Raw genomic sequence first — 21,287 nt, 5'->3', positions numbered from 1 at the left:
GGACACTGCCAGGCATCAAATCAGCAGAAGGCCATCCGCAAGGATGGCCTTTTTGCGTTTACAACACAGCACCCAAGTTTAACAGCCTTACTTATTCCCTTGTTTGCTTAGCCACTGAGTAATAAATATGGCGATCTCTTCTGGCTGATTGATATCTAATTGATGCACCATACCTTCTATCTTTCTATCGCTAGCCACAGCAATAACATATTGATCCAGCATACTTTCAAGCGGTTTCCCCACTTCTTCGCGATAAAGAACGATTTTACTGATCGGCTCATGTTTGAATCCTTCCACCAGAATTAAATCGACTTTGCTACTGTCAAACCTGCTGGCTAAATACATTAAGTCCAGCGGTTGCTGTTCGGGTGTTTCTGCCATCAGTGCCCAACGCCTATCACTAGCCACCAACGTTTGGCTGGCACCGGCCTTGCGTAGCTCGTAGCTGTCTTTGCCTGGTGTATCGATATCCATCTCATGATGAGTATGTTTAATCAGACCAACTCGTACCCGTTGCTGTATCAACAGCGGGATTAATTGCTTAAGTAGCGTCGTTTTTCCTGTACCACTGTAAGCAGCGATCGCGAGTAAAGGCGTTAACGAACTAACCATCAATGGCCCCTTTTTCTTGCAACCATTGTTGGCAATCTTCGGGCGTATTTAAATTGCGGAATGCCTGTTGCTGATTATTGAATATAACCTGCTGCGCTTCTATAGCCTCCATAAACAGCATCAGCTTGCGCTCGCCGTTAGCCAGATAATCCGTCAAGTTGTCCAATAGGCTGGTATGAAGTAACGCTAACGTGGGATGTGGGCGTTCACCATCGCTGGCATAAGCAGCCAGAGCTGTACCTTTATGTTGCCAGAGCTGCGCAACCAAGTTGTGAGGAAGGTCTGGCACATCACAAGGGGCGCAAACAATCCATTCAGTATGGGCATAGTGGAGCCCTGCTAATATACCGGCTAACGGGCCGGGGAAGTCAGCCGTCAGGTCGCTTACTACAGGTAAGCCGCTTTCTCTGTAACGTTGCTGATTGCGGTTTGCGCTGATGATCAGGTTACCAACTTGCGGAGCTAACCGGGCCAACACGTGCTGGTACAATGCCTTATCACCCAGTTGAGTCAGGCCTTTATCTTCGCCCGCCATGCGGGTAGAACGCCCGCCAGCCAGAATAACGCCGATTATTTCTTTATGCATAGTCCATCACTCTGCTCCATCGCTAATGCACTGATTGTAGCGCTAATCCTGCTTAGATAGGGGGATTTACCTTTATTGACAAGCTGGTTCTTTCACTGGGTGAGTAAGCCTGTTACTTTGTGAGTTTATTCACTTCACTGGATGATATTGGTATGAAAACGCATCGCGTAAACGAGTTGATTGAGCTGCTCCACCCAGCATGGCAACAGGATCCAGACCTCAATCTGATTCAGTTTCTGCAAAAGCTGGCGCAGGAGGCGGGTTTTCAAGGTGACTTGGCAGATTTAAGCGATGATATCTTGATTTATCATCTTAAAATGCGCGGTAGTGCTGGCACAGAACAGATCCCTGGCCTGAAGAAAGACTACGAAGAAGATTTCAAAACCGCATTGCTGCGTGCTCGCGGTGTTATTAAAGACTAAGGCGGTCATCCTGCGATGATGATTGGTGCTACTATTTCTCATACTTGTGTGCTGTCATCTGGCGAACTGAATGGCTGTTATGAATAACTCTGCTTTTAATTTTGCGACCCTTTCTCCGGATCTGATTATGGATGCTTTGGAAAGGGTGGGTTTGCGTGTTGATTCTGGGCTAACGGCGCTGAACAGTTACGAAAACCGCGTTTATCAGTTTATGGATGAAGATCGTCAGCGTTACGTGGTGAAGTTTTATCGGCCAGAACGTTGGAGTGCGGAGCAAATCGGTGAAGAGCACCAGTTTGCTCTTGAGCTATCCCAGGCTGAAATCCCGGCGGTTGCGCCGTTGGTATTGCACGGTAATACCCTACATACTCATGCGGGGTTCTTTTTTACCGTATTTCCCAGTGTGGGTGGGCGTCCATATGAGATTGACAGTCTTGAGCAACTGGAATGGGTTGGGCGTTTTCTTGGCCGTATTCATCAGGTGGGGCGCAAAAGTTTATTTGCAGAGCGCCCGACTATCGGTGTTGAAGAGTATCTCACCGTTCCGCGGCAGGTTTTGGCAAACAGCGTTTTGGTACCCAAGGCCCAGCTCGATGCTTTTTTAAACGCCATGGATAATCTGATTGCTATCATCAAGCAGCATTGGCAGTTGGATTGGCAACCGCTACGGTTGCACGGTGATTGCCATCCGGGCAATATTCTGTGGCGTGATGGGCCATTGTTTGTTGATTTGGACGATGCGCGTAATGGGCCTGCGGTGCAGGATCTGTGGATGCTATTACATGGTGAACGTCACGATCGGTTGATGCAGTTGGATATTTTGCTGGAAGCCTACGGCGAATTTGCCGAATTCGATCAGCGTGAATTGGCGTTAATTGAGCCGCTACGGGCGATGCGCATGGTGTATTACCTGGCATGGGTTGCACGCCGCTGGCAGGATCCGGCATTCCCCAAAAGTTTTCCGTGGATGGCGGAGTCTGATTTTTGGTTGTCTCAGACTACGGCATTTACCGAGCAGGTTAAGCTGTTGCAGGAACCCCCTCTGCAGCTGATGCCAATGTATTGAAGCTTTAATATAATGGAGAGTTTAGTTTTATGAAGAAAATATGGTTGGCACTCGTTGGCATGATGATGGCATTTAGTGCCTCGGCAGTGCAATTCAGCGACGGCGCTCAGTATGTCACTTTGGATAAACCTGTTACCGGTGAACCACAGGTATTGGAGTTCTTCTCATTCTACTGCCCACACTGCTACCAGTTTGAAGAGATTTATCATGTTTCTGATAATGTGAAGAAAATCTTGCCTGCTGGCACCAAAATGACCAAGTATCATGTGGAATTCCTAGGGCCATTGGGTAAGCAGATGACTCAGGCATGGGCTGTAGCGATAGCCTTAGGTGTCGAGGATAAAATCACTCCGCTGATGTTTGACGCTGTACAGAAAACCCAAACGGTACAAACTCCAGATGATATTCGTAATGTTTTCGTGAAGGCGGGTGTTAGCGCGGAAGATTATGACGCGGCCTTGAATAGTTTTGTCGTGAAATCTTTGGTGGTTCAGCAACAAAAAGCGGCTGAAGATCTGCAACTGCGTGGTGTGCCAGCCATGTTTGTTAACGGCAAATACATGGTAAAGCCTGATGGTTTAGATACCAGCTCAATGGAAGCTTATGTAAAGCAATTTGCTGAAGTCGTTAAATTCCTGAGTGAAAAGAAATAACGTTTAAGCCTGATTGAGATAAAAAGCGCCGGTTAATCCGGCGTTTCTTTAGCGCTGTTGATGCTTGAGTTTATCCAGTAGACGATCTTTTTCCTGCCACAAAGTATTCAACCAAAGCTGGAAGTTGTGTTTGAACTCCTTGTCGTTGAAGTAATCCCCGTGTAGGGATTCATCTATGGGCAAGCATTCTACTCTTACCACGATGCATTTCAGGCGGCCACTCAGCATATCGATAAACGGGTGTTCCTGATTATCAGGATAGAGCAGTGTAACATTTAATACTTTATCAAACTGATTGCCGAGCGTGCTGAGGGTAAAGGCAATGCCGGCGGCTTTAGGTGCCAGTAAATTGCGATAAGGCGAGCGTGTTTTGATTTTTTTCGCTTCGGTAAACCGCGAGCCCTCAACGAAATTGACGATGGTTGTTGGGCGCTGGCGAAACTTCTCACAGGAGTGACGTGTTGTTTCGAGATCCTTCCCGCGTTTTTCCGGATGTTTTAACAAATAGGATCGCGAATAGCGTTTCATGAATGGCATATCCAATGCCCAACAGGCCAAGCCGACGAAGGGGATCCAGGCTAATTGCTGCTTGAGGAAATACTTGTTCATCGGAATGTGATTACGGAAAAGTACACACAAGACAACAATGTCCGCCCAGCTTTGATGATTGCCGATCAGCAGATACCAATTCTTTTTTTCTAACCCACTCAACCCGTCAACATCCCATCGTATATTTGGGTTAACTTTGAGCAACCAAGCCAGGCTTTGGCACCAACACCACATAATATAATCAGCAAAGGTGGAGATTGCTCGCCAGACTGCGGGAATAGGAACCAGCAACTTAATCACACCAACCAACACGATTGGAAGAGAGCATAGCGCTGTCACCAGAATGGCAAGCACTGCAGAAATAATAAAGATTACAGGGGATAACAGTTTTGGCATGAGTTAAGTACTACGGTTAATGAAAACATCGATACATACGCCAGTAAGAAAGCAAAATATTTTAACAGAAACCGGGGGAGGTTAATGCTACTAAAAATCAGTGTTTTGACCGCAAAGAAATAGCCAGGCATTTCTGCTTTACAGGGATCTCTAATCCTGTTGTTTGGCAATTGGCTACTAACATTTGATTTAAGTTATATCCACAAATATTTCATAAAGAGATCAATATCCAACCACAAAATTAATTTAATTAAGATTTTGATTTTTATGATTATTTTATTTTCAATAATAATATTGATAGTATTGTTATAATTTATTAGCTTTTCTATGCACAAAGTTATCCACAGGAAGGATCTTGCGGATCGTCTCGCAGAATCTCATTAATTTTACCTGTAATGCACGCTAAGGTTCGTCACCAGCGGTTAGCTATGGCATGCTTAAGCCAGTCTTTTCACGAATGAAAGAAACGCTATGGCCCAGATTGCAGAAAACCCATTAATCCTAGTAGATGGTTCTTCCTACCTCTATCGTGCTTATCATGCTTTCCCTCCGCTGACCAACTCGGCGGGTGAACCAACTGGGGCGATGTACGGCGTATTGAATATGCTGCGCAGCCTGCTGTTGCAGTACACCCCGAGCCACGTGGCAGTGGTGTTTGATGCCAAAGGCAAGACCTTCCGTGATGATCTGTTTGCCGAGTACAAATCACACCGGCCACCAATGCCAGACGATTTACGTGCTCAGATCGAACCCTTGCACCAAATGGTGAAAGCGATGGGGTTGCCGCTGATCGTGACGCCGGGTGTGGAAGCAGACGACGTTATTGGCACTTTGGCACAAGAGGCTGAAAAGGCGGGTCATGCGGTATTGATCAGTACGGGTGATAAGGATATGGCGCAACTGGTGACGCCAAATGTCACCTTGATCAACACCATGAACAATACCATCCTCGGCCCACAGGAAGTGTGTGACAAATATGGCATTCCGCCGGAGTTGATTATCGATTTTCTGGCACTTATGGGTGATTCCTCAGATAACATCCCCGGTGTTCCTGGTGTCGGCGAGAAAACGGCTCAGGCTTTGCTGCAAGGGTTGGGGGGCCTGGATACGCTTTATGCTAACCTCGGTAATATCGCCACGCTAAGTTTCCGTGGGGCCAAAACCATGGCGGCCAAGCTGGAGCAGAATAAAGAGCTGGCTTACCTTTCTTATAAACTGGCGACGATTAAAACCGATGTTGAATTGGATCTAAGCTGTGGCGAACTGCAAGTTGGTCAGCCAGATGTTGATCAGTTACAGGCATTATTTAAACGATACGAATTTAAGCGCTGGATGGCCGATGTTGAAACGGGTACCTGGTTAGAAAACAAAGGTAACGGGCGTAAAGCCAGTACCGGTATAAAACCGGTGGCAGCGGCTGAATCGCCTAAAGTTGCAAGTGAAGCCACGCTGTCACAAGCAGGCTATGTCATTATTCTTGATGAGGAAACCTTTGCTGATTGGCTTGCGCGGCTGAAAAAAGCGAGCGTATTCGCTTTTGATACCGAAACAGACGGTCTGGATACCTTAACCGCCAATCTGATAGGCCTATCTTTTGCCATTGAGCCGGGCGTCGCCGCCTATTTGCCGGTCGCACATGATTACCTTGATGCTCCGCCTCAATTGGATCGTGCCCATGTATTGGCGGCTCTGAAGCCGCTGCTGGAAGATGATAATGCACAGAAGGTTGGGCAGAACCTGAAGTTCGACAAGAGCTTACTGGCGCGTTATGGCATCGATCTGCGTGGTATTGCTTATGACACCATGCTTGAGTCCTACGTCCTTGATAGCGTCAGTGGCCGCCATGATATGGACAGCCTGGCTGATCGTTATCTTGGCCATAAAACTATTACCTTCGAAGAGATTGCAGGCAAAGGCAAAAATCAGCTGACCTTCAACCAGATAGCCCTTGAGCAGGCTGGGGCTTACGCTGCCGAGGATGCTGACGTGACGCTACAGTTACATCTGGCAATGTGGCCAAAGCTGCAAGAAAGTGAAGGTTTGCTGAAGGTATTCAATGAAATTGAAATGCCGTTGCTGCCGGTGCTTTCTCATATTGAACGAACCGGTGTACTGATCGATCAAAATATTCTGGCAGCACATTCTAAGGAGCTGACCAAACGTTTGGCTGAGCTTGAAGTGCAGGCACATGAGTTGGCTGAAGAACCATTTAATCTGGCTTCAACTAAGCAGCTTCAGGCCATTTTGTATGAAAAACAAAAACTGCCCATTTTAAAGAAAACGCCTGGTGGAGCTCCTTCAACCAACGAAGAGGTTCTGGCGGAACTGGCGCTTGATTACCCATTGCCAAAAGTATTGTTGGAATATCGTGGTTTGGCGAAACTGAAAACCACGTATACCGACAAACTACCGCTGATGATCAACCCGGTTAGTGGGCGGGTGCATACGTCTTATCATCAGGCGGTAACGGCGACCGGGCGGCTTTCTTCCAGCGATCCAAACTTGCAGAATATCCCGGTGCGCAATGATGAAGGCCGCCGCATCCGTCGGGCGTTTATTGCACCAGAAGGTTACCGTATTGTCGCCGCTGACTACTCGCAGATTGAGCTGCGTATCATGGCTCATCTCTCGCAGGACGAAGGTTTGTTGAAAGCTTTTGCTGAAGGCAAAGATATTCACCGCGCAACAGCGGCTGAAGTGTTTGGTTTGCCGCTCGACAAGGTAACCAGTGAACAGCGCCGCAGTGCCAAGGCAATTAACTTTGGCCTGATTTACGGCATGAGTGCGTTTGGTCTGGCGCGTCAGTTGGGGATCCCTCGTGGCGAAGCCCAGCGCTATATGGATCTTTATTTCGAACGTTACCCCGGCGTGCTGGAATATATGGAGCGCACTCGCCAGCAGGCCTCTGAACAGGGTTATGTCAGCACGCTGGATGGCCGCAGGTTATATCTACCAGACGTACGTTCCAGCAACGCGATGCGCCGCAAAGCGGCGGAACGAGCGGCGATCAACGCCCCGATGCAGGGGACTGCAGCTGATATCATCAAACGTGCGATGATCGAAGTTGATGCCTGGTTACAAGCACAGGAAAAGCCGTTAGTGCGCATGATTATGCAAGTCCACGATGAACTGGTGTTTGAAGTGCATGAGTCGGCAATCGAAGAGGCAAGCCAGCGCATTCACGAACTGATGGAGGGCAGCATGAAACTGGCTGTGCCACTGAAGGTGGATATCGGCGTTGGTAAAAACTGGGATGAAGCTCATTGATTGCTGGGCTGCAGGTATCAGGGATATGGCATCTAACTGGCGATAACCTAAGCACTTTTCGTAATTAAGCTACAATATACGGCAATTGTCTCCCTAATATCGCCGTTCTTAGCCAATAAGTTGTGTAACTAAACTACAAAAAATTCTTTTGTGCTGTGAAAAAATGATGTAGAGTTAAAGGCGTAGGGTACAGAGGTAAGATGTTCTATCTTTCAGACCTTTTACTTCACGTAATCGGATTTGGCTAAATATTAGCCGCCCCAGTCGGTTTTGACTGGGGCGTTTTTTATTGTATAAACAAAGGCCAACGTAGGTTCTTCTTCCCTTCCTCCGCGCATTATCCTTCCGGCTTATAGTCGATAACCAACTGTTTTTATCTGTATTATTCTTCAAGCTGGCATAATTTTTTCTGATGACTTTTTGTCAGAAATGTAACTGAATGACAAACCAAGCGCAGGGTGACGTTCGATAGGCGTAAAAAAGCCGACGTCTCTGTATCGGCTGATTGGCTTAGCAATGAGTATTGCCGCGAGGTTTAACCCTCTTCTGGCAGTATCTCCGGTGGGATCTCATTAAACCAAGTGTTCAGTTTTTGGCTCAGTTCGTCGACGCCAATTTTCTTCGGTGACGAGAAGGCTTCAACCTGAATGTCTCCCATAAATGGCAGCACGGCTTCACGCACCATATTGAGCTGCGCCTTGCGTGCACCGGACGCCAGTTTGTCGGCTTTGGTCAACAAGACCAGCACTGGGGTACCAACGTCAACTGCCCATTGAATCATCTGTTGATCCAGGTCTTTCAGCGGGTGGCGGATATCCATCAGTACCACCAGGCCTTTCAAGCAGTTGCGCATCTGTAGATATTCCCCTAGCGCTCGCTGCCATTTGCGTTTCATCTCTTCTGGGACTTCGGCGTAACCATAGCCAGGTAAATCGACCAAACGAATACCTTCTTCCACTTCGAACAGATTTATCAGTTGGGTACGGCCAGGGGTTTTACTGGTACGGGCCAGGCTCTTCTGATTCGTCAGGGTGTTCAGGGCACTGGACTTACCGGCATTGGATCGGCCTGCAAATGCGACTTCAATACCTTCATCCCCCGGAAGGTGGCGAATATCGGGCGCACTGGTGACGAAGTGGGTCACATGATAATTGTAATTCTTGCTGGTCAAAATTTTCGTCTCCGTGAGGATGGCTATCTGGTGAGCGATTATAACTGCATCGGTATCAAAATGGTGTTTTTCTCGGTTTTTATACGTTCGGCAAGGAGTCCATTCCAGCAAATTGGCTTCTTCCGTGTAAGACATTTGCCATTCCAATAAGGGGTAATGTCTCTTTATTTGAAAGCTGATTTTTTTATTTTTGTTTGAAAACAATTGGTTATTTTTATTTCGAGGAAGATCTTACTGTAAGTCGGTTGTAAGTACCTTGAGTAGAATTGTTAAAAGCGTAAAGTAGGTCTCAACGCAGGACGCGAAGGAAACAGGAACATCCAGGAAGGATGATAAATCTCATGGAATACACAGGGTGTGTAATGAGTATCAGGATGATTTCAGATGGAACTGAAACTATTTGTACCGGAGTGTACAAATAGCATATGGATGGTGAAGTAATTGCAATTTGGATGCATGCGGGAAGCACGCTCAGGAAGAGTGAAGGCTAACGGATTGCACCAGGGACGAATTTCCTTTTCAGGATGAAGGACATAGTTGCAGGGAATGCGGTTACTGCAGACGGAAAAACCGGGAAGTTGAGTGCACGCATGGAATGCGGAGTAAGAATATCCTTCAATCGAAGGTGCGAAATAGGCGGCAGGTTTAACCTGCCGCCTTTTTTCTTTGCTTACTTTCTGCTAGATTCCGCCGCAATCGTATAGCAATTCTATACCCGTCATACTTCAAGTTGCTTGGGTATATACTGAATCTACACACCTAAGAGCACACGCAATGAACCAGCCATCAAAAGCACCTCGCGCCCCACGCAGCAGCGCGGCGACGTCAAAGAGTAAAAAGAAAAGCCGTGTGGAGCTCGATCAGGAAGCTCGTGAGCGCAAGCGTCTTAAAAAACGCCGTGGTCATGCTTCAGGCTCACGCACCCAGGTAGAATCCGCCAAGCAGAAAGACAAAGCGGCGGCACAGCCCAAAGATCCACGTATTGGCAGTAAAGTGCCGGTAGCGCTGGTGGTTGAAGCTAAAGAAAAAGTTAAACCTCAGCCAAAACCGAAGGTAGAAACCAAATTGCGTCTGTCGCCAGAAGAAGAGCTGGCGAAGCTGGAAAACGACGAGCGTTTGGATGCTTTGCTGGATCGCCTGGATGATGGCGCGACCCTGAATGCGGAAGAGCAGGCTTATGTTGATAAAACCCTGGATCGTATTGATGCACTGATGGAGCAACTGGGCATCGAATTGGGTGATGAAGACGACGAGGAAGTCGAAGAGAAAAAAGAAGACATCCTGAGGTTGCTGAAAAGTGGTAACCCAAAAGACGTATTTTAATATGACATGTGGCCGATCCTGGTAATAGCCCTACTATTGACATGTTATCTACTGTGGTTATTCGGTAAACTATGGCGGCTGTCGAAACGCAAAGCGCGTTTTCGCAGCGCCTCCGTGGCCATACAGCATCGACGACTGCCCATTTCCCGGCCCGGTAGGAAAAAGCATCGGAAGGAGTGAGCAAACATGTCCGAACAGGCAATAGTCTGGGATTTAGCCCTGATCCAAAAGTATAACTATTCAGGGCCGCGCTATACCTCATACCCCACGGCACTGGAGTTTAACCAGAGCTACGATGAAGCGGCGTTTCAACGCGCCGCTGAGCGTTATCCTGAGCGCCCTCTCTCGCTGTATGTGCATATTCCTTTCTGTCACAAGCTCTGCTACTTCTGTGGTTGCAATAAACTGGTGACGCGCCAAACCCACAAAGCTGATGAATATCTGACCGTACTGGAAATGGAGATTGCCGCGCGAGCACCGCTGTTTGCGGGCCGTAAGGTTAATCAGATGCATTGGGGCGGCGGAACACCAACCTATCTCGATAAACAGCAAATCAGTCGGTTGATGGTCATGTTGCGTCAGCACTTTGATTTCCTGCCGGATGCCGAAATGTCGATCGAGGTTGATCCGCGGGAGATTGAACTGGACGTACTGGATCATTTACGTGCCGAAGGATTCAATCGCTTGAGCATGGGGGTGCAGGACTTCAACAAAGAAGTGCAGCGTTTGGTGAACCGTGAACAGGATGAAGAGTTCATCTTTGCACTGATCGCTCGTGCCAAGGCGCTGGGATTCAATTCCACCAATATTGATCTGATTTATGGCTTACCTAAACAGACACCAGAAAGCTTTGCCTTTACCTTGCAACGAGTGGCGGAACTGAACCCGGATCGCCTGAGCGTCTTTAACTACGCGCATTTGCCGAACCTGTTTGCCGCGCAGCGTAAAATCAAAGATGCCGACTTGCCGAATCCACAACAGAAACTCGATATTTTACAGCAGACCATCGCTTCACTGACCGAGTCAGGTTATCAGTTTATTGGTATGGATCACTTTGCTCGCCCGAATGACGAGCTGGCGATTGCTCAGCGCGAAGGTAAGCTACACCGCAATTTCCAGGGTTATACCACGCAAGGTGACAGCGACCTGCTTGGTTTAGGGGTTTCAGCCATCAGTATGCTGGGTGACAGCTACGCGCAGAACCAGAAAGAGCTGAAGGTGTATTACGCCAACGTGAAAGAACGTGGCAATGCGTTATGGCGTGGGTTAGCAATGACGGAAGACGACTGCCTGCGTCGCGACGTGATTAAGACCCTGATCTGCAATTTCCAACTCAGTTATCAGCCGGTTGAGCAACAGTATGGGATTAAGTTTGTGGATTACTTTGCGCCAGACCTGGAGTTGTTAGCTCCGTTCGAACGAGATGGGCTGGTGGAACGTGATGAATGCAGTATCCGTGTTACGCCACGCGGGCGTTTGCTGATCCGCAATATCTGCATGTGTTTTGATATTTACTTGCGTAAGCAGGCGCGCACTCAGCAGTTTTCGCGGGTGATTTGATACTTAAAATAACAGCCGCATTTGCGGCTGTTATTTTAATTGAAGAAATTGATCAGTGCGACGCACAGTACCGCAGCTAAAGCGGTCTGTGGCGTATGGTTGGCAGCAGCGCTAACGTCTGCGCCATGGGTGGTAATAAAGACGATAAGAGAATCCAGCATCCTTGGCCTCCAGGGGTTGCGCAATAATAATACTGCTGCCGTGCCCCCTGTAAAGATGAAATTAGCTGATTTTTTGTGCGCTCGATTGTGTTTTTTACGATCAGACGCACTGATTACTCCATCCCCAATTCTTTCAGTTTCCGCGTTAGCGTGTTCCTGCCCCATCCCAGCAGACGGGCCGCTTCTTGCTTGTGCCCCTGCGTATGTCGCAATGCGGTGGTGAGCAAGGTTCTTTCCATTTCAGGCTGGGCTTCTGACAACAGGTTCTGATGCCCGGAACGCAGTGCGCGCTCGGCCCATTGTGCCAGCAGCGTAGCCCAACTGTCTGGCAGGCTGTGGCCAGTGGATTCCGGTGCTGTGGTTTCAAACAGCTCACTGGGTAGATCCTGAATCAGCACCTCTTGCCCGGCTGCCATTACCGTTAGCCAGCGGCAGGTATTCTCCAACTGGCGCACATTGCCCGGCCATGGCAGGCGGGTGAGGGCAACTTCGGTTTCTGCGTGCAGATTTTTTGCTTCTACTCCCAATTCTTTGGCTGCAACCTGCAAGAAATGACGCGCCAGGCGCGGGATATCCTCCCGGCGCTCGCGCAACGGCGGCAGATGCACCCGGATCACGTTCAGGCGGTGGAACAGATCCTCACGGAATTTACCTTCTTGTACCCGTAACTCCAGGTTCTGGTGAGTGGCAGCAATGATACGCACATCCACTTTTACCGGTGCATAGCCCCCAACGCGATAAAATTGGCCATCTGCCAGTACGCGCAGTAAGCGGGTTTGCACATCCAGCGGCATATCGCCGATCTCATCCAGGAACAGCGTGCCGCCGTCGGCCTGTTCAAAACGCCCTTGGCGGATCTGATTGGCACCGGTAAACGCGCCTTTTTCGTGGCCGAACAGCTCGGATTCGATCAGGTCTTTGGGGATGGCTGCCATATTCAGGGCGATAAACGGGGATTTGGTGCGTGGGCTGTGGCGATGCAACGCATGGGCTACCAGCTCTTTACCAGTGCCCGACTCCCCATTGATCAGCACACTGATGGATGAACGTGACAGACGGCCAATAATGCGGAACACATCCTGCATCGCCGGGGCTTCACCAATGATATCCGCAGTCGGATCGTTGATCGGTTGGCTGCGTGCTGGTTGTTGCTGTTCCTGGTAATGGCTGATGGCGCGCTCGACCAGCGCGACGGCTTCATCAATATCAAAAGGTTTCGGCAGATAATCAAACGCCCCTTGCTGATAGGCGCTGACGGCGGCATCCAGATCCGAATGTGCGGTCATTATGATGACCGGGAGCATCGGATGGCGCTGTTTTATCTGTTTGAGCAGTGCTAAACCATCCATACCCGGCATACGGATATCAGACAGCAACACATCGGGAGTTTGCGTGGCAAGTTGCTCCAACACTTCGTGGCCACTTTCGAAGCTGACGCAGCTTACACCAGCCCCAGTGAGCGCGCGTTCCAGCACCCAGCGGATGGAGCTGTCGTCATCGACGATCCAGACTATCCCTCGTTGCATAGCTACCTCGATTTACGAATAGGCAGGTAAACCGAGAATTCGGTATGTCCTGGCCAACTGTTAAATTCAATTTTTCCGCAATGCTGATCGATAAGATTACGGGCGATAGATAATCCCAGGCCTGTACCGCCTTCGCGGCCACTGACCATCGGGTAAAACAGGGTGTCTTGCAACTGGGCTGGTACGCCTGGGCCATCATCTTCGATGTCAATGCGTGCTGCCAGCCGGTAGCGTGTTCCATGCAAGGTGATTTGAAACGCGGTACGCGTACGCAACGTGATTGTGCCACCGTCATTGCCCAGTGCCTGCAAGGCGTTGCGAGTGATGTTGAGCAACACCTGTTCTATCTGGTCCGGGTCGTGTGCCAATTCTGGCAGACTGGGGTCGTAATCCCGCACCAGCGTGACGTTATCTGGTTTTTCTAACGACACCAATTGGAAAACACGCTCAGCAACCTGATGAATACTCTGGGTAATATGCTGGCCTGGCCGTTGTGGCCCCAAGAGGCGATCCACCAGATTGCGCAGCCGGTCGGCCTGCTCGATGATTACCTTGGTGTATTCCGTCAGGGCCGGATCGGGCAGCGCTTTGGCCAGGAGTTGCGCCGCTCCCCGCAGCCCCCCAAGCGGATTTTTGATTTCATGTGCTAACCCACGCACCAGATCGCGTGCTGCCACTTGCTGTGCATGCTGTAACTGTTCTTGGCTCAGGCGGCGCTGGTTGTCCATCGGAGCCAGCTCAAGCAGGATAAAACCTTCAGGCAGTGCCTGAGCGGTCAGCGAGAAAATATGCGCACGACTGTCAACCACCAGAGTGACTTCATTATCGGTGAAGCCTTGGCCTGCATTGAGGCTCTCGCGCATCAGATCGATGTTCAGCGAAAAATAGCCCAGCAGTTCAGGCAGTGGCGTGCCAAAAAGTTTACGGGAGCTTTGTGCCAGCAGTTGCTGCGCCGCCGGGTTGGCATAATGAACAGCAAGCCTGTCATCCAACAGCAGGATGCTATTGATGAGGGAATTGAGGATCTGCTCTGCGTCGGGGAGTTTGCCAGTTGCCATATATGCCCTTCATCTTTCAAGGTACAGCAGATTTCTGCACCTTTTTAGTGCATTCATCCTACTCCATCCAACACTGTCGCGGTATGAAATAGTTTTGCAGAAAATAAAGTGGAGAAAAAAGCCCATCAGAGATGGGCTAAAAAGTTTCCACGGCAACAAAAAAACGGCAACTGAAACCGTTGCGCCCCCCACTGGCAGCGCAAGGTATGATTTAAACGCTGTAGTACAGTTCAAATTCTACTGGGTGTGGCGTCATACGAACGCGGTCCATCTCTTCTTTCCGCAGTTCGATGTAGGCATCGATCGCGTCGTCAGTGAACACGCCGCCACGGGTCAGGAACTCGCGGTCTTCGTTCAGTGCAGCCATGGCTTCATCCAGTGAACCAGCCACTTTTGGAATCTCTGCTTCTTCTTCTGGCGGCAGGTCATACAGGTTTTTATCCATGGCATCGCCAGGGTGGATCTTGTTGATCACGCCATCCAGGCCCGCCATCAGCAGCGCGGCGAAGCACAGGTATGGGTTAGCCGCTGGATCTGGGAAGCGCGCTTCGATACGGCGTGCTTTCGGGCTGGCAACCACAGGGATACGGATAGACGCGGAACGGTTACGGGCAGAATAAGCCAGCATTACCGGTGCTTCGTAACCTGGAACCAAACGCTTGTAAGAGTTGGTGGTTGGGTTCGCCAGGGCATTGATCGCTTTAGCGTGCTTGATGATACCGCCGATGTAGAACAGCGCGATGTCAGACAGGCCGCCGTATTTGTCGCCAGCAAACAGGTTGGTGCCGTTCTTGGACAACGACATATGGCAGTGCATGCCGGAACCGTTATCGCCAAACATCGGTTTTGGCATAAAGGTCGCGGTTTTGCCAAAAGCGTGGGCCACGTTGTGCACCACGTATTTGTAGATTTGGATTTCGTCGGCTTTCTTGGTCATAGTGTTGAAGCGGGTAGCCACTTCGTTCTGACCTGCGGTAGCCACTTCGTGGTGGTGAGCTTCAACCACCAGACCCATTTCTTCCATGGTCAGACACATGGTGGAACGGATGTCCTGTGAAGAGTCAACCGGTGGCACTGGGAAGTAACCGCCTTTCACTGCTGGACGGTGGCCTTTGTTACCGCCTTCGTATTTGGTGCTGGTGTTCCAGGCACCTTCGATGTCATCAATACTGACGTGGGAGCCACGGATGCTGCTGCCGAAGCGCACATCGTCAAACAGGAAGAACTCTGGTTCTGGCCCGAACAGCACGGTGTCGGCAATGCCGGAAGAGCGCAGGAAATCTTCTGCACGCTTTGAAATTGAACGCGGGTCACGGTCATAGCCCTGCATGGTGCCTGGCTCGAGGATGTCGCAGCGAATGATCAGCGTGGATTCTTCAAAGAACGGATCCAGAACCGCCGTGCTGGCGTCTGGCATCAGCACCATGTCAGATTCGTTGATGCCCTTCCAACCACCGATTGAGGAGCCGTCAAACATTTTACCTTCTTCGAAGAAGTCGGCATTTACCTGATGAGCAGGGATAGTAACGTGTTGTTCTTTGCCCTTGGTGTCAGTGAAGCGCAGGTCTACGAATTTCACTTCATGCTCATTCAGCATCGTTAAAACGTGTTCAGCGGACATACTTAACTCTCCCGGATTTATCGTTGTCGTCATCATGGAACGAATCTGTGGAAACTGGCTTGATTTTGCCTTGGGTAGACTAAAGCGAAAACTGTGCCAACTTTTTTAAAAGCGAAATTATCGCCTTTCTGCGCGGGTTTCGCCCACCCACAGTATGCACCATGAGTGACGCAATGCACTAATGTGGTGCAAATAATGCCGCTTGGGGCACTTAAATGGTGCAAAATGTCAGCAATCGCTGCTTTTTGCACCGTGAATGAGATCACAAACTGACCGGCATACAGTTGTTTATAAGAGAGTGTTGTGATCTTGTTTAGTCCCTCGCTTAATACGTGTACAATAGCGCGCTATTTCTAATGCCTGAGGCAAAGCTGTGATCGAAAATTTGCGTAACATCGCCATTATTGCCCACGTTGACCATGGTAAAACCACCCTGGTTGATAAACTGCTGCAACAATCCGGTACTTTCGGAGAGCGTGCAGAAGCAACTGAACGCGTAATGGACTCCAACGATTTGGAGAAAGAGCGTGGGATTACCATCCTCGCAAAAAACACCGCCATTAATTGGAAAGACTACCGCATCAACATCGTAGATACCCCAGGACACGCCGACTTCGGCGGTGAGGTAGAGCGAGTGATGTCAATGGTTGACTCGGTGCTGCTGGTCGTGGATGCGATGGATGGCCCAATGCCGCAAACCCGTTTTGTGACCAAGAAAGCCTTTGCTAACGGTCTGAAACCGATCGTGGTCATTAACAAAGTTGACCGCCCTGGCGCGCGCCCTGACTGGGTGGTTGATCAGGTCTTCGACCTGTTCGTTAACCTGGATGCGACCGACGAACAGCTCGACTTCCCAATCATCTATGCTTCAGCCCTGCTGGGGATCGCGGGTGCCGACCATAACGATATGGCCGAAGACATGACCCCGCTGTATCAGGCGATTGTTGACCACGTGTCAGCGCCGAAAGTTGAGCTGGATGCGCCGTTCCAGATGCAGATTTCCCAACTGGATTACAACAACTACGTTGGCGTTATCGGTATTGGCCGTATCAAGCGCGGTAAAGTGAAGCCTAACCAGCAGATCACGGTAATCGACAGCGAAGGCAAAACCCGTAACGGTAAAATCGGTAAAGTCCTGACCCATATGGGCCTGGAACGTATTGAAGCCACCGTTGCTGAAGCAGGCGATATCATCGCGATCACCGGTCTGGGTGAACTGAACATCTCCGATACCATCTGTGATGTGAATGCGGTAGAAGCACTGCCAGCCCTGTCGGTTGATGAACCGACCGTCAGCATGTTCTTTAACGTCAACACCTCGCCGTTCTGTGGTAAAGAAGGCAAGTATGTGACTTCACGTCAGATCCTTGAGCGCCTGAACAAAGAACTGGTACACAACGTGGCATTACGCGTTGAAGAAACGGCTGATGCTGATGCATTCCGCGTTTCAGGCCGTGGTGAGCTTCACCTGTCGGTACTGATCGAAAACATGCGTCGTGAAGGCTTCGAACTGGCGGTTTCCCGTCCGAAAGTTATCTTCCGTGAAATCGATGGTCGCAAGCAGGAGCCATTCGAAAACGTGACGTTGGATATCGAAGAGCAGCATCAGGGTTCTGTGATGCAAGCGATGGGCGAGCGTAAAGCCGATCTGAAAAACATGGATCCTGATGGCAAGGGCCGTGTGCGCCTGGACTACGTGATCCCAAGCCGTGGTTTGATTGGTTTCCGTAACGAATTTATGACCATGACTTCTGGTACCGGTCTGCTGTACTCCACCTTCAGCCATTACGACGATGTGCGTCAGGGCGAAGTGGGCCAGCGTCAGAACGGCGTGCTGATCTCTAACGGCCAGGGTAAAGCGGTAGCCTTCGCTCTGTTCGGTCTGCAAGATCGCGGTAAGTTGTTCCTGGGCCACGGCGCAGAAGTGTATGAAGGCCAGATCATCGGTATTCACTCACGTTCTAACGATCTGACCGTGAACTGCCTGACCGGTAAAAAACTGACCAACATGCGTGCTTCTGGTACTGACGAAGCGACGACCTTGGTTCCCGCTATCAAGATGTCTCTGGAGCAAGCTCTGGAGTTTATCGATGATGACGAACTGGTAGAAGTGACGCCAACCTCGATCCGTATCCGTAAGCGCCACCTGACGGAAAACGATCGTAAGCGTGCGAACCGCGGTCCTAAAGACGCTTAATCAGCCGATTCAATCCGCAATGCTTAGGGCGCGTCAAGGCGCCCTGAGTTTTTCCTTTGTCTTTCCCCTGTTTTTGCGGCGTGTCGTGCGCTTTTCCTCCTTGTTCCCTGTTCAGCCTTAACTTTTCCCGTTACAGTAAAATCTCACTGGCCCATCAGGAGAGGACTATGCTGTATATCTTTGATTTAGGTAATGTGATCGTCGATATCGATTTTAAACGTGTACTGGGGGTGTGGAGTAATCTCAGTGGCACACCGCTAGCGACGTTGACCGATCGTTTCAGCATGGGAGAAGTCTTCCAGCAGCACGAACGCGGTGAAATCAGCGACGAAGATTTCGCTGCCAAACTGTGTGATGAGATGGGGGTTGCGCTCAGTTTTGAACAGTTTGCTACCGGCTGGCAGGCGGTGTTTGTTGCTCTGCGCCCAGAGGTGATCGACATTATGCATCGCTTGCGTAAAGAGGGGCACCGGGTGGTGGTGCTGTCGAATACCAACCGCCTGCACTGCAACTACTGGCCGCAGCATTACCCGCAGGTCGCCGAAGCTGCTGATCATATGTACCTGTCGCAAGACATCGGTATGCGCAAACCTGATGCCAATATTTACCAACATGTGCTGGCTGCAGAAAATATCCCTGCGGATCAGGCGGTGTTTTTCGATGACGTTGCCGCCAACGTGGCGGCGGCTGAAGCGCTGGGGATAAAAGCGGTGCAGGTTGTCGATCGGCAGGTGATCCCAGCTTATTTTGCTCAATGACCACCACACGTTAAGCTTAAGGCGTAGAAACCGATCTTCAAGGAGTGGATATGTCGTTTTTCCGCCAAAAAAAGCTGCCTGCGTCGCTTAAGCCCGGGGTTACCTACGGGCGGTTGCTGATGAAGCGTATTGATAGCGATGGCCTGACCATGCTGGCAGGCCATCTGGCCTATGTTTCTTTGCTGTCGCTGGTGCCGCTGATCGCCGTGGTGTTTGCTTTATTTGCTGCTTTTCCGATGTTTTCTGACATCAGCATCCAGCTGAAACGCTTTATTTTCACCAACTTTATGCCCGCTGCCGGTAATGTGATTCAGCAATACCTTGAGCAGTTCGTTGCCAATTCCAGCAGGATGACCGCGGTAGGGGCCTGCGGTTTGATCATCACCGCGTTATTGCTGATCTCTTCAGTGGATTCGGTACTGAACACCATTTGGCGCAGTAAAAACAAACGCCCAATCGTGTTTTCCTTCGCCGTTTACTGGATGGTGTTAACCCTGGGGCCGCTGTTGGTCGGGGCCAGCATGGCGATCAGCTCTTACCTGCTGTCGTTGAACTGGCTGGCGCAAACCGGCGTCAATGGCCTGGTGGATGAGACATTGCGCATTTTTCCGCTGCTCCTGTCGTGGATCTCTTTTTGGCTGCTGTACAGTATCGTTCCCACCGTGCGGGTGCCGCCGAAAGATGCGCTGGTTGGTGCGCTAGTGGCTGGTGTACTGTTCGAACTGGGCAAAAAGGCTTTTGCGTTTTATGTCACTATGTTCCCGTCTTATCAGTTGATCTATGGCGTGCTGGCGGTGATCCCCATTTTATTTTTATGGGTGTACTGGAGTTGGTGTATCGTGTTACTGGGTGCCGAAATCACCGCAACCTTGAGTGAGTATCGTCTGTATCAGCAACAGCAAAAACGGCAGCAGGAAGAGCAGTTATGATTGCGTTAATTCAGCGGGTGTTAAACGCTAGCGTGGTGGTTGAAGGTGAGACGGTAGGCAAGATTGGCCCCGGTTTGTTAGTGTTGTTAGGCGTTGAGGCGGGCGATGACGAACAGAAAGCCGAACGCTTGTGCGAGCGGGTGCTGGGATACCGCATTTTTGGCGATGAGAACGACAAGATGAATCTCAACGTACAGCAGGCTGGTGGCAGCGTGCTGGTGGTGTCGCAGTTCACTCTGGTGGCCGACACGCAAAAAGGTATGCGCCCGAGCTTTTCACGCGGTGCCGCGCCGAGCGACGCCGATCGGCTGTACCAGTATTTTGTTGGCCAGTGCCGCGAGCGCGGTGTGGAAACCCAGACCGGTGAGTTTGCTGCTGACATGAAAGTCGCGCTGGTGAACGATGGCCCGGTGACGTTCTGGCTGCAAGTATAAGTATCATAAGAGAGAAGGCGTCTATGTATCACCTACGAGTCCCCGTAACAGAACAAGAACTGAAAGCGTATTACCAGTTTCGTTGGGAAATGCTGCGCAAGCCATTGCACCAGCCAGTGGGTTCGGAAAAGGATGCTTACGACGCGATGGCGCACCACCAGATGGTGGTGGATGAGGCTGGCAAGATCGTGGCGATTGGGCGGCTGTATATTAATGCAGATAATGAAGCCGCTATCCGCTTTCTGGCGGTCGATCCCACGTTACAAGATAAAGGCCTGGGTACGCTGGTAGCGATGACCCTGGAATCGGTCGCACGTCAGGAAGGGGTAAAGCGGGTGGTGTGTAGCGCACGTGAGGATGCCGTCGATTTCTTTGCCAAACTGGGCTTTGTCAATCAGGGCGAGATTACTGCACCGCAAACTACGCCAGTGCGCCATTACCTGATGATTAAACCGGTAGCAACGCTGGATGATATCCTGCATCGCCCTGACTGGTGTGGCCAACTGCAACAGGCTTGGTACGAGCATATTCCGCTGAGCGAAAAGATGGGGGTGCGCATCAGCCAGTATACCGGCCAGCGTTTTGTCACCACCATGCCAGAGGTGGGCAATCAGAACCCGCACCATACGCTGTTTGCCGGTAGCCTGTTTTCATTGGCGACGTTAACTGCTTGGGGGTTGATCTGGTTGCTGCTGCGTGAGCGCCATCTTGGCGGCACCATTATTCTGGCGGATGCCCATATCCGTTACAGCAAACCGATCACTGGCCGCCCGCGAGCCGTGGCGGATCTCAGTTCACTCAGCGGCGATCTCGCTCGCTTGGCGCGTGGCCGCCGGGCGCGCGTGCAGGCGGAAGTGCATTTATTCGGTGATGAGGATAAAGGGGCAATTTTTGAGGGCACCTATATGGTGCTGCCTGCTGAACCTGATGAGCCGTTGGACAAAGGCGGTTCCGAGGCGATAGCCAGTTAACTGTCATCCAGGCCCGGTTTTGCCGGG

Annotated in this window: 19 protein-coding genes; 11 read left to right on the top strand and 8 right to left on the bottom strand. The window is 50.4% G+C overall.

Translation table 11 applies throughout. From position 1 onward, the window contains the following. Positions 1 to 87 precede the first annotated feature (87 nt). Positions 88 to 612 carry a molybdopterin-guanine dinucleotide biosynthesis protein MobB gene (gene mobB / locus IV04_RS23705; RefSeq protein ID WP_037400389.1) on the bottom strand — a complete coding sequence of 175 codons (525 nt, stop codon included), beginning with the start codon at positions 610 to 612 and terminating at the stop codon, positions 88 to 90. Then, the gene (gene mobA, locus IV04_RS23700; protein ID WP_037400386.1) at positions 605 to 1,198 is read right to left on the bottom strand and encodes a molybdenum cofactor guanylyltransferase MobA; all 594 of its coding nucleotides are present in this window, start codon (positions 1,196 to 1,198) and stop codon (positions 605 to 607) included. The genes mobB and mobA overlap by 8 nt, the downstream gene beginning before the upstream one ends. Positions 1,199 to 1,350: 152 nt before the next feature. Here mobA and IV04_RS23695 point away from each other — a divergent pair, with 152 nt between their 5' ends. From IV04_RS23695 to dsbA, 3 genes are all read left to right on the top strand, one after another. Beyond that, a complete protein-coding gene (locus tag IV04_RS23695) occupies positions 1,351 to 1,620 on the top strand; it encodes a YihD family protein (protein ID WP_037400383.1) in 270 nt (89 codons plus the stop codon). A gap of 79 nt (positions 1,621 to 1,699) precedes the next feature. After that, positions 1,700 to 2,686 carry a serine/threonine protein kinase gene (locus tag IV04_RS23690; RefSeq protein WP_037400401.1) on the top strand — a complete coding sequence of 329 codons (987 nt, stop codon included), beginning with the start codon at positions 1,700 to 1,702 and terminating at the stop codon, positions 2,684 to 2,686. Between the two features lie 29 nt (positions 2,687 to 2,715). Continuing rightward, positions 2,716 to 3,339, top strand: a complete 624-nt coding sequence (gene dsbA, locus IV04_RS23685) for a thiol:disulfide interchange protein DsbA (protein ID WP_037400380.1) — start codon at positions 2,716 to 2,718, stop codon at positions 3,337 to 3,339. Positions 3,340 to 3,387: 48 nt separating this feature from the next. Here dsbA and IV04_RS23680 read toward each other — a convergent pair whose 3' ends face one another. Further along, entirely contained in the window at positions 3,388 to 4,284 is an 897-nt protein-coding gene (locus tag IV04_RS23680; protein WP_037400376.1) for an acyltransferase, read from the bottom strand. 471 nt (positions 4,285 to 4,755) lie between these two features. On the opposite strand from IV04_RS23680, the gene polA reads away from it, so the two are divergent. Further along, entirely contained in the window at positions 4,756 to 7,551 is a 2,796-nt protein-coding gene (polA, locus tag IV04_RS23675) for a DNA polymerase I (RefSeq protein ID WP_037400373.1), read from the top strand. A 535-nt stretch (positions 7,552 to 8,086) separates the two neighbouring features. Here polA and yihA read toward each other — a convergent pair. Continuing rightward, entirely contained in the window at positions 8,087 to 8,722 is a 636-nt protein-coding gene (yihA, locus tag IV04_RS23670) for a ribosome biogenesis GTP-binding protein YihA/YsxC (protein ID WP_037400398.1), read from the bottom strand. Between the two features lie 774 nt (positions 8,723 to 9,496). Here yihA and yihI point away from each other — a divergent pair. Then, on the top strand, positions 9,497 to 10,045 hold the full coding sequence (gene yihI, locus IV04_RS23665; RefSeq protein WP_072010967.1) for a Der GTPase-activating protein YihI: 549 nt from the start codon (positions 9,497 to 9,499) through the stop codon (positions 10,043 to 10,045). Positions 10,046 to 10,231: 186 nt separating this feature from the next. Then, positions 10,232 to 11,605 (top strand): oxygen-independent coproporphyrinogen III oxidase, encoded by a 1,374-nt coding sequence (hemN, locus tag IV04_RS23660; RefSeq protein WP_037400371.1) that lies wholly within the window; start codon positions 10,232 to 10,234, stop codon positions 11,603 to 11,605. Between the two features lie 35 nt (positions 11,606 to 11,640). Here hemN and IV04_RS26325 read toward each other — a convergent pair whose 3' ends face one another. From IV04_RS26325 to glnA, 4 genes are all read right to left on the bottom strand, one after another. Next, on the bottom strand, positions 11,641 to 11,766 hold the full coding sequence (locus IV04_RS26325; protein WP_152562953.1) for a YshB family small membrane protein: 126 nt from the start codon (positions 11,764 to 11,766) through the stop codon (positions 11,641 to 11,643). 113 nt (positions 11,767 to 11,879) lie between these two features. Further along, complete coding sequence (gene glnG / locus IV04_RS23655; RefSeq protein ID WP_037400367.1) at positions 11,880 to 13,292, bottom strand: nitrogen regulation protein NR(I); 1,413 nt, start codon at positions 13,290 to 13,292, stop codon at positions 11,880 to 11,882. A 2-nt stretch (positions 13,293 to 13,294) separates the two neighbouring features. After that, entirely contained in the window at positions 13,295 to 14,350 is a 1,056-nt protein-coding gene (gene glnL / locus IV04_RS23650; RefSeq protein WP_037400364.1) for a nitrogen regulation protein NR(II), read from the bottom strand. Between the two features lie 211 nt (positions 14,351 to 14,561). Next, positions 14,562 to 15,971 (bottom strand): glutamate--ammonia ligase, encoded by a 1,410-nt coding sequence (gene glnA, locus IV04_RS23645; protein WP_037400361.1) that lies wholly within the window; start codon positions 15,969 to 15,971, stop codon positions 14,562 to 14,564. A gap of 373 nt (positions 15,972 to 16,344) precedes the next feature. Here glnA and typA point away from each other — a divergent pair, with 373 nt between their 5' ends. The 5 genes from typA (at position 16,345) to fabY (ending at position 21,260) form a co-directional block, all read left to right on the top strand. After that, positions 16,345 to 18,168 (top strand): ribosome-dependent GTPase TypA, encoded by a 1,824-nt coding sequence (typA, locus tag IV04_RS23640; protein WP_037400359.1) that lies wholly within the window; start codon positions 16,345 to 16,347, stop codon positions 18,166 to 18,168. Between the two features lie 167 nt (positions 18,169 to 18,335). Further along, complete coding sequence (yihX, locus tag IV04_RS23635) at positions 18,336 to 18,926, top strand: glucose-1-phosphatase (RefSeq protein WP_037400357.1); 591 nt, start codon at positions 18,336 to 18,338, stop codon at positions 18,924 to 18,926. 50 nt (positions 18,927 to 18,976) lie between these two features. After that, complete coding sequence (locus IV04_RS23630) at positions 18,977 to 19,855, top strand: virulence factor BrkB family protein (protein WP_037400354.1); 879 nt, start codon at positions 18,977 to 18,979, stop codon at positions 19,853 to 19,855. Beyond that, positions 19,852 to 20,289: a D-aminoacyl-tRNA deacylase gene (dtd, locus tag IV04_RS23625; RefSeq protein ID WP_037400351.1), complete on the top strand. Its 438-nt coding sequence runs from the start codon at positions 19,852 to 19,854 to the stop codon at positions 20,287 to 20,289. The genes IV04_RS23630 and dtd overlap by 4 nt, the downstream gene beginning before the upstream one ends. Positions 20,290 to 20,312: 23 nt before the next feature. Then, positions 20,313 to 21,260 (top strand): fatty acid biosynthesis protein FabY, encoded by a 948-nt coding sequence (fabY, locus tag IV04_RS23620; protein ID WP_037400347.1) that lies wholly within the window; start codon positions 20,313 to 20,315, stop codon positions 21,258 to 21,260. Positions 21,261 to 21,287: the final 27 nt, after the last annotated feature.

The sequence above is a fragment of the Serratia sp. Ag1 genome, assembly GCF_000743355.1.
GTDB lineage: Bacteria > Pseudomonadota > Gammaproteobacteria > Enterobacterales > Enterobacteriaceae > Chania.
This window is presented reverse-complemented; position numbering and strand designations above follow the sequence as displayed.